This is a genomic window from Sphingobium scionense, assembly GCF_014197035.1.
GTDB lineage: Bacteria > Pseudomonadota > Alphaproteobacteria > Sphingomonadales > Sphingomonadaceae > Sphingobium > Sphingobium scionense.
Window position 1 is genome coordinate 1 of record NZ_JACIEU010000024.1, and the last position, 15,226, is coordinate 15,226.

At 60.4% G+C, this 15,226-nt stretch carries 15 protein-coding genes; 7 read left to right on the forward strand and 8 right to left on the reverse strand.

Annotation, left to right across the window (positions count from 1 at the left end; translation table 11 throughout):
• Positions 1-211: IS30 family transposase (locus tag GGQ90_RS22055; protein ID WP_188083983.1), on the forward strand; the 211-nt coding region annotated here is incomplete at its 5' end.
• 808 nt (positions 212-1,019) lie between these two features.
• On the opposite strand, the gene GGQ90_RS22060 is transcribed toward GGQ90_RS22055, so the two are convergent.
• The 3 genes from GGQ90_RS22060 to GGQ90_RS22070 all read right to left on the reverse strand — a co-directional run bounded on the left by GGQ90_RS22060 (position 1,020) and on the right by GGQ90_RS22070 (position 3,757).
• Positions 1,020-1,966 (reverse strand): IS630 family transposase gene (locus GGQ90_RS22060; RefSeq protein WP_156106025.1). Its coding sequence is split into 2 segments (ribosomal slippage): positions 1,020-1,630 and positions 1,630-1,966, totalling 948 coding nucleotides; the frame shifts between segments, so codons are not numbered across the junction.
• 107 nt (positions 1,967-2,073) lie between these two features.
• Positions 2,074-3,020 (reverse strand): IS630 family transposase gene (locus GGQ90_RS22065; protein ID WP_156106025.1). Its coding sequence is split into 2 segments (ribosomal slippage): positions 2,074-2,684 and positions 2,684-3,020, totalling 948 coding nucleotides; the frame shifts between segments, so codons are not numbered across the junction.
• 173 nt (positions 3,021-3,193) lie between these two features.
• Positions 3,194-3,757: a hypothetical protein gene (locus GGQ90_RS22070; RefSeq protein ID WP_188083984.1), complete on the reverse strand. Its 564-nt coding sequence runs from the start codon at positions 3,755-3,757 to the stop codon at positions 3,194-3,196.
• A gap of 555 nt (positions 3,758-4,312) precedes the next feature.
• Here GGQ90_RS22070 and GGQ90_RS22075 point away from each other — a divergent pair.
• From GGQ90_RS22075 to GGQ90_RS22085, 3 genes are all read left to right on the forward strand, one after another.
• Entirely contained in the window at positions 4,313-5,047 is a 735-nt protein-coding gene (locus GGQ90_RS22075) for a hypothetical protein (RefSeq protein ID WP_159365490.1), read from the forward strand.
• Entirely contained in the window at positions 4,978-5,601 is a 624-nt protein-coding gene (locus tag GGQ90_RS22080; protein WP_159365491.1) for a S41 family peptidase, read from the forward strand. Before GGQ90_RS22075 ends, GGQ90_RS22080 begins: the two co-directional genes overlap by 70 nt.
• A 122-nt stretch (positions 5,602-5,723) precedes the next feature.
• Positions 5,724-6,617, forward strand: coding sequence for a DUF2268 domain-containing putative Zn-dependent protease (locus GGQ90_RS22085; RefSeq protein ID WP_223178395.1), 894 nt, complete (start codon positions 5,724-5,726; stop codon positions 6,615-6,617).
• Positions 6,618-6,683: 66 nt separating this feature from the next.
• Here GGQ90_RS22085 and GGQ90_RS22090 read toward each other — a convergent pair whose 3' ends face one another.
• The 3 genes from GGQ90_RS22090 to traA form a co-directional block, all read right to left on the reverse strand.
• On the reverse strand, positions 6,684-7,751 hold the full coding sequence (locus tag GGQ90_RS22090) for an aspartyl protease family protein (protein ID WP_159365493.1): 1,068 nt from the start codon (positions 7,749-7,751) through the stop codon (positions 6,684-6,686).
• 299 nt (positions 7,752-8,050) lie between these two features.
• The gene (locus tag GGQ90_RS22095) at positions 8,051-8,806 is read right to left on the reverse strand and encodes a DUF6118 family protein (RefSeq protein WP_159365494.1); all 756 of its coding nucleotides are present in this window, start codon (positions 8,804-8,806) and stop codon (positions 8,051-8,053) included.
• A 17-nt stretch (positions 8,807-8,823) separates the two neighbouring features.
• The gene (gene traA, locus GGQ90_RS22100) at positions 8,824-11,850 is read right to left on the reverse strand and encodes a Ti-type conjugative transfer relaxase TraA (protein ID WP_188083985.1); all 3,027 of its coding nucleotides are present in this window, start codon (positions 11,848-11,850) and stop codon (positions 8,824-8,826) included.
• 172 nt (positions 11,851-12,022) lie between these two features.
• On the opposite strand from traA, the gene GGQ90_RS22105 reads away from it, so the two are divergent.
• The 3 genes from GGQ90_RS22105 (at position 12,023) to GGQ90_RS22115 (ending at position 13,019) form a co-directional block, all read left to right on the forward strand.
• The gene (locus tag GGQ90_RS22105) at positions 12,023-12,283 is read left to right on the forward strand and encodes a conjugal transfer protein TraD (protein WP_185703864.1); all 261 of its coding nucleotides are present in this window, start codon (positions 12,023-12,025) and stop codon (positions 12,281-12,283) included.
• Positions 12,284-12,350: 67 nt separating this feature from the next.
• Positions 12,351-12,602 (forward strand): conjugal transfer protein TraD, encoded by a 252-nt coding sequence (locus GGQ90_RS22110; protein ID WP_185703862.1) that lies wholly within the window; start codon positions 12,351-12,353, stop codon positions 12,600-12,602.
• Positions 12,603-12,686: 84 nt separating this feature from the next.
• The gene (locus GGQ90_RS22115) at positions 12,687-13,019 is read left to right on the forward strand and encodes a hypothetical protein (protein WP_188083986.1); all 333 of its coding nucleotides are present in this window, start codon (positions 12,687-12,689) and stop codon (positions 13,017-13,019) included.
• 34 nt (positions 13,020-13,053) lie between these two features.
• On the opposite strand, the gene GGQ90_RS22120 is transcribed toward GGQ90_RS22115, so the two are convergent.
• Entirely contained in the window at positions 13,054-14,568 is a 1,515-nt protein-coding gene (locus GGQ90_RS22120; protein WP_185703858.1) for a HEPN domain-containing protein, read from the reverse strand.
• Positions 14,565-15,209, reverse strand: a complete 645-nt coding sequence (locus tag GGQ90_RS22125) for a hypothetical protein (protein WP_185703856.1) — start codon at positions 15,207-15,209, stop codon at positions 14,565-14,567. Before GGQ90_RS22125 ends, GGQ90_RS22120 begins: the two co-directional genes overlap by 4 nt.
• Positions 15,210-15,226: the final 17 nt, after the last annotated feature.

Here is a 15,226-nt window from a genome sequence, read left to right on the forward strand (position 1 = left end):
CTGCGATCCGCAATCGCCCTGGCAGCGCGGCTCCAACGAAAACACCAATCGCCTGCTGCGGCAATATTTCCCCAGAGGAACAGATCTGTCGTTATGCAGCCAGGCCCAGCTGAGCGCCGTTGCCCGGCAACTCAACGAACGACCCAGGAAAACGCTCGAATACCAAACACCCGCAGAGCGTTTCCAAGCCTGTGTTGCCGCCACCCGTTGAACCCACCACCCAATTCCGTCACCCCAGCGAAGGCTGGGGTCTCAGGCGAGCGTAGAAGGAGGTCAGCCCGTCTCGCGCTATCTGTTTACGCGGCATTCGCCTGCCTGAGATGCCAGCCTTCGCAGGAACACCTATGTCGTAACTTTCTTCGGACAGAAATATGAAATGAAGGAATGGCTATGGCCGATTGAGGCAGGTCGGGTTTCAGCTAACCAGCGTGCTATAGCTGACGGTGCTTTTTCAGAACTGGCGATCGGTCGCGGGTGGAAGGATGGGAACGACGAGCGGCGAACAAAAAGGGCGGCAACCTTTCGGTGCCGCCGTCTCGTCGTTTCCATGGTGTTTCGAACAAGCCCGACGGCGAATCTATCTCGATTGGCGTCCCGACTAGAGGCAGGAAGCCTTCATGTGAAATAATTAATGAAGTCCAATGCAGAAAATATATCCAAAAAGAAATTTTTTACTTCAAAATCATTAATATTGATATTGTAGTTCTCCAGAACTACGTACAGTAATTTCTAGTACAGGTGGCTGCGCAGATGTTTAAATTATGGACAGCATTCGCAATGCAAACTGTATTTGTTTGCGGATTTGCATTGCAGTATGTTACCGAAATATTGTATTGCTGGCTGCATCCCTGAGTGCAACTCAGCAAATCAGGATTGTTATTGCATTCGCCTTGAGTTTTCTTGGAAAGGCTTTTAATTAGCTCCGCTTCCTTTCCGGGCGGAATGAGCAACTGCGCCGGCTCTAAGCGGGCCTCCTGAGCTCTCAAGTGGACTGCGCCGGCGCCTAGAGCGGTTTCCATTCATTCCGGTTCATAGCCGCATGATTTGAAGTAGTTTGCACATTCGTCGGGCTTGAAGATATCGACGAGCCTGCCGATCAGGTCCCACAGGCCGCTGACGGTGCGCTCTCCTGCCTTGCGGAGCATGGCCTTGAGCCGGGAGAAGGCCTTTTCGATTGGATTGAAGTCCGGGCTGTATGGCGGGAGGAAGCGCAGGGTCGCGCCGGCAGCTTCGATCCTTTCCTTCACGGCGGCCCGTTTGTGGCTCGAGAGGTTGTCCATGATGACCACGTCGCCGGGACGCAGTTCGGGCACCAGCACCTGGGCGACATAGGCTTCGAACCAGTCGCCGTTGATCGGCCCGTCCAGCACCATCGGCGCGACCATGCCATCCATGCGCAGGCCCGCGACCAGCGTGGTGGTCTTGCGGTGGCCGTGCGGGAAGCCCATCCGCAGCCGCTCGCCCTTCCGGCAGCGGCCATGGCTGCGGGTCATGTTGGTGGCGGTCCACGTCTCGTCGATGAAGACGAGGCGTTCGGGTTCGAGGTCGATCTGGCCGTCGAACCAATGCTGCCGTTGCCTCAGGACGTCGGGACGGTCCTGCTCGATCGCGTGACCGGTCTTTTTTTGCGCGTGATCCCGTGACGCACGAAGAAGCGATGCACCGTGCCGATACCGACCAGGGCCCCACGCTCGATCAGCCGCGCCTGAACCTCGACCAAGGTCATGTCGCCCTGCTCTGCGATCAGTTCCCGAATGAAGCCGCCGTGCGCTTCGATCTTACCTGAATGCCGGTCACCGCCGCGCGGCTTGGCAACGGCCCGGCCATGCTCCAACGCAAGCCGTCGCCAGCGGATCGCGCTCGACACGCTGACCCCGAAGCGGGCCGCTGCCGCATGGCAACTCAGCCCACCATCAATCGCTGCGACAACTCGGTCCCGAAGATCCTGTGATAGCGTTCGTGCCATCCATGCTGGCCTCCTGCCACCAGCAGGAAGGCTGAATCACAACGGCGCCGCGAAGGGAATCCCTGACGAGTCAGATCGTGTGGAAACCGCTCTAGAGCGGTTTCCATTCATTCCGGTTCATAGCCGCATGATTTGAAGTAGTTTGCACATTCGTCGGGCTTGAAGATATCGACGAGCCTGCCGATCAGGTCCCACAGGCCGCTGACGGTGCGCTCTCCTGCCTTGCGGAGCATGGCCTTGAGCCGGGAGAAGGCCTTTTCGATTGGATTGAAGTCCGGGCTGTATGGCGGGAGGAAGCGCAGGGTCGCGCCGGCAGCTTCGATCCTTTCCTTCACGGCGGCCCGTTTGTGGCTCGAGAGGTTGTCCATGATGACCACGTCGCCGGGACGCAGTTCGGGCACCAGCACCTGGGCGACATAGGCTTCGAACCAGTCGCCGTTGATCGGCCCGTCCAGCACCATCGGCGCGACCATGCCATCCATGCGCAGGCCCGCGACCAGCGTGGTGGTCTTGCGGTGGCCGTGCGGGAAGCCCATCCGCAGCCGCTCGCCCTTCCGGCAGCGGCCATGGCTGCGGGTCATGTTGGTGGCGGTCCACGTCTCGTCGATGAAGACGAGGCGTTCGGGTTCGAGGTCGATCTGGCCGTCGAACCAATGCTGCCGTTGCCTCAGGACGTCGGGACGGTCCTGCTCGATCGCGTGACCGGTCTTTTTTTGCGCGTGATCCCGTGACGCACGAAGAAGCGATGCACCGTGCCGATACCGACCAGGGCCCCACGCTCGATCAGCCGCGCCTGAACCTCGACCAAGGTCATGTCGCCCTGCTCTGCGATCAGTTCCCGAATGAAGCCGCCGTGCGCTTCGATCTTACCTGAATGCCGGTCACCGCCGCGCGGCTTGGCAACGGCCCGGCCATGCTCCAACGCAAGCCGTCGCCAGCGGATCGCGCTCGACACGCTGACCCCGAAGCGGGCCGCTGCCGCATGGCAACTCAGCCCACCATCAATCGCTGCGACAACTCGGTCCCGAAGATCCTGTGATAGCGTTCGTGCCATCCATGCTGGCCTCCTGCCACCAGCAGGAAGGCTGAATCACAACGGCGCCGCGAAGGGAATCCCTGACGAGTCAGATCGTGTGGAAACCGCTCTAACATAGAGCCACTGATGAGGGGGAGTAGAAGCGCATAAACTAGCTTTTTCATAAAACTTCCCTGTTTAATTCGATAGAATTATTTACGAAAATTCGTTACCGCTTGATTTTTCACGACTGCTTGATCAGAATCAATAGAATGAAGATACACCGTTCTTTCTGGCGTATTTCGTTTAAACCGCTTTAATTCTTTTGCTTGCTTTTCAGTAAGCTGAATACGAATATACCCCCGATCAATTAAGCATTGATCAAGAGATTTTTGTAACTGCCCTCTTACATCGGAAGATGTCATGGCGACAAACTTCCCTCCGAAATTTGCGCTACGTCTAGCTATGTCATTTTCGCTATTGGTCACTGAAATATCTTCGACCACCTTAAGTGCGCTGGTTTCGGGGCCAGACAACTGCTGAACGACGGAAATTAATTGTGCAGAGCTAAGCGCATCCAGTACCTTGAGGGTTTCGGCCTCGATATAAACAGGCGTTTCTTTCGATGTGTCCGCACATTCGCGCGAGTCGGCAACGAATTGCTGCAAAGAAACGCCCGATTTTGCCCAAGACTCGACGGCTTCCGGCTTAGCAGAGGCGCACTGGCTCCAAGCTAACAGCCCAAGAATAGGCATCAGGTGCATATGTCGCGACATATCAGTCTCCAGATGCACGCCTCGCCCCCCGTTTGCGAGGGAGAGAAATTTCTGTCGTTACCGCGAGATAATAGCAGAGTTTTTCTGGCTTGTCACCGCGACCAGTGCCAAGAGCAGCAAATGCGCAGGCGTGCCGGATACGGCGATGCATAGGTGCTCGAACTGATCACCGGCGCATCTCTCAGGCCGTCAGAGAATGTCGCTCTTCCGCGCAAACGAATGGCGGCTCTGGGGCTCGCTATTCGCCGGTTTGGATGGCGGCATTGGGCGCGTTGTTGCCAGGCAGCTTTGCGACTTAGGAATGACGAGTCCGCGCGCAAGACATTCAGCGATCTATATGGGTAGGGTCACTTTCTTCCAGGCCGGACGATCTCCCGCGCTACTAATTAGAGGGGGCATTGTGTTCTTTAACAAGGAAGCTCCAAGAACCGTCGGTAAATAGCCACATTCCATCCCACGTTTTGAGTGGGCTCCCGTGGCATGGTTCGGAACGGGGACGTAACTGGGCCTTTTCAGCGGCCAGCGCTGCTTGTCCTTGCGACGTGACCCATTCTGTTGAATGACGGCGAAATGGGAATTTATCGCCTGATAGCTGTGCTGACGCTGCTACTGACCTCGGAGGCCAACGCGCAATCGACAGATGTTGCGCCGCCGTCATTCGATGCATCAGCAGCATGGCTGTCCTTCGAAAAATTGCTGCATGAGAATTACGGCTATTTTAATCGACCGGGAATCGATGGAGATGCAATCCTTGCCACTTTCGCGGAAAAGGCCAAGGCGGCATGCTCCGACAAAGAATTCATCGACACGCTTCAGCTGATATCCCACAACTTTGCCGATCCGCATTTCATCGTCGGACCATTCGACGCTGATGACTGGGCAATCATCCCAACCTCGTCCGATCTCTTCGGCATCTACGATGGAGCATCCTTTCGAATAGATGAGGTGCGGGGCGGCGGTGACGCAACAACCAAAGGCGTTCGATCCGGCATGATGTTACTACGGATCGATGACCAGCCGCCTCGCATTGCCATTGAGGAAATAACAGGCCGCGCTTTCTCGGAACTAAGCCCTGCGCAAATTGGCTTCGCTTTCAATGTTGCTCTTGCGGGCCATCGGCGGAGACCACGAAAGCTGGATGTTCTGGACGGCGACAAGCAGCGCTCATCGCGCTGGCCGCCACGTCCGACCAAGCGAACCGCATTGCCGACGGACAGCTTTTGGAAGTCGAGCGCCGGGGCGAGCTTGGCATCATCCGGATCAACAATTCGCTTGGTGAGCAAAAGCTGATTGCTGAGTTCGCGAACGCCCTGGCTTCGCTCACGGATACGAAAACCCTGCTGATTGACCTTCGAAACACTCCAAGTGGCGGCAACACGAGCGTAGCACGGGGCATCATGGGGCATTTCATCGACCATGATAGACCGTATCAAATGCACGTAATTCCGTATGAAACCCGCGTCCTCGGACCGGCACGTAAATTCATCGAATTCGTCGAGCCATTCGGCGCGCGCTATCCCGGCAAGGTGTATGTGGCGGGCGGGCGCTGGACCGGTAGCATGGGTGAAGGATTGATGATCGGCTTCGATGCGATCGGCGCGACGACGATAGGCAGCGATCTTGCTCACCTCCTTGGCGCGTTGAGCAATGAAACGATAGAAGGCTCGTCTGCTAAAGTGGACCTTGGGACGGAGCAGCTTTTCACGGTCAACGGCCTTCCCCGTGAAGCATATCATCCGCAAATCGCCCTCGAACGGGTTGAGGTAGATGATCAAAGCGATCCCGTGATCAGCGCAATCCAGCGCCAGCCTGACGCCCCCGGCCCTTTGACGGGCGGCGCGTGATAAGCCGATACTCTCCATCTATCGTGCTTATCTCGACTGGATCAGCAATCTTTCAATGACGGATCACAAAGCTTCTGACTTACAGGCATGAACCAGAGGAATCGAAAATGTGCGGGAAATCGGTGATCGGCGCCGTATTGATGATGACCACTGCTGCGGCGCCTGCGGATATCCAGCGGACCGTCGAGGTTCGCACGTCGGATGTTGCGACTTTCTACAGGATCTATGATGCTGCCAACGGCAAGCCTTCCGCCGATTTGCTTCAGCGGGAATACATCGATGAGGGAACAGACGGCGTCCGCCAGTTTGTTCCTTACCGCATTATCTCAGGCGAAGCCCTTGCCAAGGAAGTCGGCAACAACGGATCGACATACAGGCAAGCCCGATCCTGTATGGAAGCCCTGCCTGCCGTTAAGGTGAAACTTCAAGGCGCATTTCAGCGGCTTGCGGACCTCGACCCTCAGGCGACATTCCCTCCCGTCACCATTCTTGTAGGCCGGAATAACAGCGGGGGGACGACCGGGAAGTCAGGCGTCCTGATCGGGCTGGAAGTAGCTTGCCGCTCGTCCTGGCTGCAACCTGACCTGGCAGACAGGCTGTACCACCTAATCGCCCATGAATATGGCCACGTTGAGCAGTCAGTTGCGCTTGAGGAGGATAGTGACAACACTACCGTTCTCAAGCAATCGCTCATCGAAGGGGTCGCTGAACTGGTAGCCGAATTGATATCGGGACAAGTGAGCAACATTCATCTGCAAACATGGACGGAAGGCCATTCCAACGACATCGGGCAGCGTTTCCTGGCTGAGGCTGACAATACCGATATTTCAGACTGGCTTTATAGCGGCGTGGGGACACCCGAAAAGCCCGGAGATTTGGGGTATTGGGTGGGATACAGGATCGCGAAAGCCTATTACGATAAAGCCACTGACAAACGTGTTGCGCTCAGGAATTTGCTTGACCTTGAAGACCCTAAAGCGATCCTGGGAGACAGTGGATGGCAACCGGGATCGTAACGCGATCATCAAAGTTCTTGGCGGACGGCGGCAATCATCTGATTTCTGCGACTATCGCACAATGCATCAGCGTTCCGGTGTTGGTGCGCCTGCATCCGGAATGGTGCTTTCCACGGAAGGCCTCGCGGACGCCGATACGCTGACGTCTGCATCGGGAGGAAACAGAACCAACCTCTGCTTTGGCATGTCGAGAACAGTCGTCGTCGCCCCCAAGACGGACAACCCCAGGAATCCATCGTGTCTGATGCGGTCATAGCCCGCTCTGCTAGCAATAGGCATGTTCGGCACCACCATTCCCGCGATCTCGAAATCGCCCGTGCCGATCTCGCCGCCGATATTCAAGCCATCCGCCCGTGTCGAATTGGTCGCCCTGCCAGTCCGGGATGCCGGAGGAATTACCTGCTGCCATACAGAGTCACGGAGAACGACCGTACCAGTACTGCCATAGTCGATCTTGAGATTGACCGGCTTTCCATTGATCGTGGCCTTGATGACAAAGCCAGCCTCGAAAGGAATAGCCTTTGGTGCAAGTTTGGGGAGAAGCGCTTTTGCACCCTGGGCATCAACCGGTTTGCCATCGGTTTTTATAAAGCTCTTCACCTCGACGCTTCCCGGTAGGCCCAGTGCAATCCATCCTTTCGACGGGTTGACTATGACAATGAAGGCTTTGAGGGCTTCAGCACCCAGAAGGCCAGCCACTGGCGTACCTAGCGCTCGCGATATTGCTCCCAGGTCTGCAGCCACAAACTGTCCTTCAACGGTCAGAGCATCGCCGATTGTGATCGAAGCCCGCGTCAGCTTTGTCGGCATCACCGATAAGCCGGTTTGCAACCCCATTCGGCTTTCGGTGAGTTCCATCCCATTGTTTTGAGCCAAAGTGGTATCAATCAAGCTCGCATCAGCGCCGTTGTCGAATAGCAAGTTGACCTGCTTGCCTGCAATTGTGGCTGGCAGAAGGATAGCTCCCTTCACCCGCATGATCGGAATCATTGCAACGCTTTTTGGGAATCGAATGTGCATCGTGCGCTTGATGGGCTCAACCGCATTCGGTGCGGTATTGGGAACGACCGTTGCCGCCAGTCCTGCTGCAGGGGTAGCAAGAAGTAGAGAACACGTAACCGCAAGACGGATCATTCGACATGCTCCTGTTAGCCGTTTCATGATCGGGAAGTGTCAGGCCGGGGTCAAGGCGCCGAGCGCGCACGTTCCTTACGTATGATCACATGAATCACCGCCACGGTTAGGTCGTCACAGTTCCAGCCTCGTCACGAGAGGGCTGCACGAAGACCTGTCGATTTGCCCGGATGCACGAAAATCCTGGAAATGTGGTGCTTCCATCCCCCTCAGCGCATAGCGAAGCTGATCGGCCGCGCAGTCCCCATATAGCGCCGTGGCGGCCGGTCGGGGTCGCGGCCTATCGGTAAGCGCTCCGCTCAAGATGGCTGACGCCCTATCCTGATCGTGCAGCGCACCGGCTCCTTGGCCTTTTGGGCCGCCCTCTCGCACGCGGCTATGACATCGCGATTCTCACGCGCCATGTCGGCGGCGTCAACGATCGTCTGCCAGCCGTCCGGGTTCCCCGCGCGCATCAGACGGATGCCCGCTTCCCATAGCGACGGCTCCCCCATCGTGCGCGCTGCGACCCGTTCAGGCCAGTGCCAGCCACTGGGTGCAAGGCTGGCCGCCCATCCCGGATAGAATAGCCATAGAAGCGAGACGGCCAGTGCCGTGCCCAGTCCGGTATAGCCCATGTGCCAGCGCTGCTGAACCTTGGTGCGGATCGCACCGATTGCCCGCATTTGGTCGGCATGGGCCTCGCGCAGCAGCGCCTGCCCCTGTTTGATGGACGCCTTGTCCGTTTCCCGCGCCGCTTCCGCTGACGACATCATCCGTTCCGCCATGCTCTCGGGGGTCATGTTAAGCGCTTCGGACTGCGAAAGCGGCTTCATGTGCTTGGCAATGTCGGCCAAGGCGGCGTTGATCCTGGCGAGCGTGGGATTGTAGTCGGGAACCTCGATGCTCTGCTTCTCGACGGCGATATGCTCAAGGGCGCGGGCGAATACGGCCAGACGTCCGTCTATACGTTGCTCCATGGCCTCCACGCGCGCCGCCAGGTGCGCGAACGCCTCCGCCGCCGTGCCGGTCGGCGGCTGGGGTTCCGGCCCGTTCAACAGGGATTGGTCGTCCATATGCTGTTCTCCTTGTTCTAGCGTTCCATGCCGCGGCTCATGTCGCGGCCATGATCGAAGGGGATGGAGGCGGCGAGGTCGCGGCCGATGCTGCGGCCCATGTCCTGACCGATCTCAAGGCCAAGCTCCCGGCTGCGCAGCCCAAGCACCGATTCAAGCTGGGCGTCGCGCTCAAGGCTTTTCGCCATGTCGGCCATGTGCTGCGCTGTGGTTTTCGCGGCCCGGAAATTGCCGTCGCGCACAAGCTCCTGATGCTGGCGCTGCAACTGCTGCCAGCCCTCCACGAACCTGTCGGCTCGGCTGTAAGGATCGATGCGGATCGCCGCCTCCGCCTGCATTGCGCGCAAGGCCTCATGGCCGCGCCCCTCCGCTGCCTCGCGGATTAGTTCGGGGCCATTGCGGAACGCGCTGTTCAAATCGGTGGAGCCTTCGGGCCGGATCGCGTCGAGCGCGTCGCGTGCCTTATCCAGTGCCTCGCGCTGGTGGGGCATGGGGTCGATGCCCTGCGCGCGGGTCTGCCGGATCGCGTCCATCGCCTTGGCGTAGCGCTCGACCGCGCCGCGCAAGCCGCCTGCGCGCAAAGGCTGCGGGTCATGCTCGCGCTGCTGCTGGCGCGCGGGATCGTGGACAGGCGCGGAAGCGAAGCGGCCAAGATCGAGGCCATCAAATATGCCGCGCTCTGGTGCAGGTGTGGGCAGAACCGCACGATCCTGACCGGGCAGCGAGAGGCGCAAGCCGTCGAAGATCCCGCGCGCCTTCTCCGCGATCGGCCTGACGATTTCCGCGACGCGCTCGCCAAAGCTGAAACCGCGTCGCTCGGCAAATTCCTTAGCCGGATCGCGCCGCTCGTAATCGCTCGCCATGTCCTTGGCCCGCTCGCGGGACAGGGTGCGGACAAGGCGGGAATCATCCTTGAAATCATCCCGCCCATAGTGAAAGTCCACGCCTTCCCGATGGCGGGTGAGGACGACATAGGTTCCGTGCCTGTCCATCCCCGGCGTGGCGAGCGCGTGTGTGCGATCGACGCTGACCGCCTGCGTCTTGTGGATCGTGGCGGCATAGCCATGGTCAAGGTCGCGATAGTCCTTGAGATCGAAAGCGACGGAACGCCCGTCATCGGTCCGCACGGTCATGCTCTGCTCACTGACGCGCTCGATGGTTCCGAGCGTGCCGTTCTTGACCTCAAGGCTGCGTTCGTTGCGCCGAAACATGACGCGATCCCCGGATGCGAAATCCCGGTCGCCGTTCGCGGTTTTCACGCGCGCATCGTCGCCCAGCTCGCCCGCGTCGCGCCGCCGATCGCGCGCCATCTCGTTGAGCGTGCGCACCTCGTCATTGGTGTGGGTGAAGATCATCCGCGCCTTGCCGGGTTCGGTCTGCCGTGCTTCGTCCCAACGATCGATCAAGTCCGCGCGCGCCTGTTCGCGTGTGTCGGCCGCGTGGACCATGCCGTGATCGGCATAGGCCCGGATCGCTTCGCCGGTCCTGCCGGTCGCCAGATGGCGGGTTGCGTCCTTTTGCCAGTCCTCATACTGGCGGCGGATTTCGGTGATCTCGACGCCGCCATGCCGTTCATGGATCGCGCGGAACGCCGCGCCCGCCTCGATCGCCTGCAACTGCTCGGCGTCACCGACCAGTACCACCTTTGCCCCCGCCGCTTCGGCATGGGACAGGACGCGCTCCATCTGGCGCGTGCCGACCATGCCCGCCTCGTCGATCACCAGCACATCGCGGGCGGTGAGAAGATCGCGCCCGTTGGCCCAGCCATATTCCATGCTGGCAATGGTGCGCGAGGCGATGCCGGAACCGTTCTCCAGTCCCTCCGCCGCGATGCCAGACAGCGCCACGCCGCGCACCTCGAACCCTGACCGCTCCCACGCCTCCCGCGCCACGCCCAGCATCGCGCTCTTGCCGGTTCCGGCATAGCCCACGACGATGCTCAAATCCTGATCGCCGGTCACATGCTCGAACGCCCCGCGCTGCTCGCCGGACAGCAACAATCCGCGCTCTTCCGCGCTGACCAATGCCGCCTCGCGCGCCTTCTCGTCTGCGCGATGCCGTTCGCGCTCCGCCATCAATTCGGACGCGCGCTGCACCCGCTGCTCGGTGTCGATCATGTCGCGCGACGTAAAGCGATCATCGCCGCGCCCGTCCTTGCCCAGGGCGACAAGATCGGGCGAGGCGCGAACGGCGCTCATCGCCCGGTCATATTGGTCCTTGCCGTCGCTGTGCCTGTGGACAAACATCGCAAGGTCGCGTGTGGTGAATGTCGCCTGATGATGGGTGATCGCATTCAGCGCCACGGAAGGATCAGCGATGATCCGCTCGCCGTTGCGCTGGGCCACGGCACGGTGATCTTCGATCCGCTCGGACTCAAGACCGCGTGTCCCCATGCGCTGCGCGGCGGGGCCGATCTTATCTTGCGGCTCAAGGTCGATGCCCTGCGCTTCAAGGCTGCGGTGATCGATCCGCGCGTCGATGTCGAGTTCGGCAAGACGGGTGTTGACATGATCGGCCCAGCGCTCGCGCCACTGCTCCACTAACTCGGTGCGGTTCCAGTCGCGGACCTTCGCGCCGAACTCGTCTTCGCTCCCTTCGCGCCCGATTTCCCTCATCGTGAGCATGACGTGGGCGTGTGGCTTCGCCTGCTTGTCCGCGCCGATGTCCCAATGCACATTCAAATCCGCGATCATGCCGCGATCGACAAACTCGGCGCGCACGAAATCCTGCGCGAGCGCGATGCCCTGCGCTTGGTTCATCTCGCGCGGGATGGCGAACTCGACTTCGCGCGCTAGCTGCGCATCCTTGCGCTTCTCGGTTGCCTCGACCTCGTTCCAGAGGGTCGCGCGATCTAAGAAGCGTTCGGGGGCACCTTCGGGCAGGAGGATTTCCGAATGGACGACGCCCGCCTTGTTCGTGAAGTCATGGTCGCGGTCGAGGCGAACGTCGTGCAGGCGTTCCGCCGCACGATAGGCCGCCGCCGCGACGGCGCTGCGCCCTTGCGCACGGCCAATGACCTGAACGGAAAAATGGAAGATCGCCATAACGATCATCCATTTACTATCTCAAGCGCACGTCGGCACGACGTATAAGCGCGCCCTTCTCGAAAATTTCTCGGACGGGACTAGGCGGTGTCAGGCTGTCCCGGTGACTCTACTGCGCGGCGCGCGGGTTCATCTTATCATCGCTACGTCATCACTCAATGGAGACTTTGCAATGCGCAAACCCAAGAACTTCGATTCGGAACTCAAGGCGCTGTCCGACAAGGCCAAGGCGCTCAAGGAACGGCGTGTGAAGCAACTCGGCGAACTGGTGACGGCGACGGGTGCCGATACGCTCGACGCCGACATACTCGCCGGGGCGTTGCTCCATGCCATCAAGGCGAGGGACGCCGCGACCAAGGAGGGCTGGCGCAAGGCGGGCGCGGCTTTCTTTCTCGGCAAAGGCGGCAAGCCTGCGGACGGACCTGCTGGCTAGCAAAGCGGCACTCTCCCGCTCGACGGCGGCGCGGCACCGACTTGAGGCGCGAATGGCGCGCACCGACATGCGGGACTGGGCCATTGCCCGCCGGACCCGCACACGGCACCTCATCGAACTGGGCGGCCTCGTCATCAAGGCGGGGCTGGTCGAACTGACGGATGATGATCGCGCGACACTTTACGGTGCGTTTCTCACCGTGGCGGAGAGACTGCGCGGTGATGATCGCCCCAGCGCCCTCGCTCTCTGGCAGCGCAAGGGTAAACGCGCATTCGAGGCGGACGCCGGGGCTACGATTCGGCACCATGATGCAGGCTGACACGGGTAAAACGGGGACGCTGTAATCGCCCCTGCTGCTGGCATTTTTGTGTTACATCGGCTATGCAACCGGCAGGAGGTGATGATGCTCGGACTGATCCTGACGGCTGTGACAATTCTGACTCTTGCCGCCATCTCATACAGAGCGAATATACGCTATGGCGATGAGGACCGTTTGCCGATGCAATGGTCCTTCAAGGGCGAGGTGAACTGGTCTGCGCCGCGTCGCTGGGCTTTGGCCTTTACGCCTATTCTGGCGGTCATTTGCATAAGCCCTGCGGCTATCCTGCTGGTGACTGCGCCGCCCTCCGAAGGTGACGCGATAATCGGGATCGCGGTATTGTCACTGATGGGCGCATGCTTCATCGCCGCGCACCTGTTTCACCTATGGCTGATTGATCGGACGGTAACGCGCTAGATCAACTGACCGTTCGGCGCGGTAAGGGCAAGCATTAACGCGGAACCGACAAGCGCACACTGCCGTCCGGTTCTGCCTGATACTCCACCGTCGCCACGATGGGCGGGCGGCTCTTGTCGCAGTAGCGCACGGTGATGATGCCCTCCCGGATCGCGGGGCACAGACCGGAGCCATAGAGAATATCCGCCAGCGCGTCGAAGGTGGTCGCCTTGGCGCGATAGGCTCCGGTCCATCGCACCGCCCAAATGTCATCGTTAGCCTTGACCCGGTAGCCAGCCCTCTGCGCAACGTCCATGACCGCGCCAAGCACGGTGTCCGCGCGCACGTCAAATTCCAGCACGGCGGACAGGTCTGCGGGTTTGGAACGGACGGCCTGCGCGGACTTCATCCGCCATAGCGTTGCCTCCGCGCCCGCCATGAAGAGGCACAGGCCGACCATCGCCAAGGGCAGATGGTCAATCCAGCGTTTGAATCCGTCCGAGCGCCAGAAACGGCGAACCGGAATGAGCGGATTCCACCGGCCCCATGATGGGGCAGCACGTCGCACGATCCGCCATGTCCGTTGCAGCATGTTCGTACGGTAGGTAGGCTGGGAAAGGGCTATCGCCTTCGTCGGCTCTGCTGGTGGTGGAAGCATCGGCGCTGGCAGCCTTGCGGCAAGCGACGCAAAATGATCCGCGACGGCGCACGCCGCTCGGTCCGCCAGTATCTCCACCCGCGCGAATGCCCACGCTAGTTTCTCGCCCGAAATGCGGTAGGATCGCCCATAGCGCGCCTCGACATAGGCGCGGCGGATGCAGCCGAACGTGCGCCGCTCGAACCGGCTGTCTCGCGGCCATGCCGAACACAGGCGTGGGTCCAGCGCCTCTGCCGCCTCGCGCAGTTCGTCCAGCGCATGGGTGCGCGGCGCGTGCAGGCTGATTGAGCGCAACACGCATAGATAGAAATGTTCGCACGCCTGATGCAGCATCAGCGCCGCCATCGGCGCATCGCCCCGATTTCGATAGAAAGCCGCTCCCGCCAGAAAACCCGCTCCACGCTGATGCCAGCGGATGAACTCCGCGACACCCTGGATAGCCCGCTCCCGCACCGGAAGGCGGCGCGGCTCTTGCAGCCGCAAGCCTTCCATCTGGTAGAGCGCGATGCCCCGCTCGGCGATGGTGACGAAATAGGGATTGCCCTCGGTCAGAGCGCCGTTGATCCGCTCAAGGCTTTCCACGGATAGCCGTACCGGATGGGCAATCTCGCCGTGCTCCCATGCGCGGCGAAGCCGGTCGCGCGCCAGCCGCCAGGCGCGGTCGCTGCGGGCGAGGCGGGAATAGTTGACGATCGCGAGCAGGCGAAACGCTTCCCCCGGCGCGACCTCGGCCCAATCCTTTTCTGCATGGGGACCGTGCAGGATCAAGGCAAGGACGGGGCCAGCCCGGAAATGTTCGGAACATCGACCCTTGGTCGTTTCCTCGAACGTCTCGAACAGGATCGTGGTGATATGGAGAAGCTCGTCGCGGATCGGCGCGGGCAGATGATCGGCGTCGGTGCGCAGCATCATGACCGCGCCTCCTGTGGGCCGCGCTGGCAACCCTTCGGGCGTGGGTGGCCGGTCACGTCATGGACGCAATCCACCAAGGCGCGCACAAGAGGCGTGATCGTGGCTGGGATGAAGCCACCCGTCTGGGGCCGGTCTTCCTCCCACTCGTCATAGTGATAGCCCCACTTCCAGTAAGGCGAGAGAACCACGGCCAGCCGCGCCATGTCCGGGCAGTCATGGCCGAAGCCGCACGCATTGGCGTAGGCTAGCGCCTTGGCGATGTCCTGCCTAATGTGCTGGGCGTTCCATTCATCGGCAAAGCCCACGTCGAGCAGATAGGCGCATAGCGCTTGCTGACAGACGAAGCCCGCGAAATGCAGGGCCGGGTTCGTGAATCGGCTTCCGGGGAAGGCTACTATGTCCGTCAGCATCCAGCGCCGCTCGGCGTTGTGATACCGGAAGCGGCTGATGCTCCGACCCTCTTTCGTGCGTACAAGCTTTGCGGGTTCATCCTCATAGCGCCGATGAAGCGCCGCCAGCGCATCGCTCCAGGGCGAAGCAATCGTCGACGCGACGACCGGCGCAACCGCAAGACCCCGTAGCAGGGCGCGGCGCGATGTTCCGCTATTCGATTCGCTGGAAGGATATTCGAGCTTTGCCATTGCCACACCTCCATCGG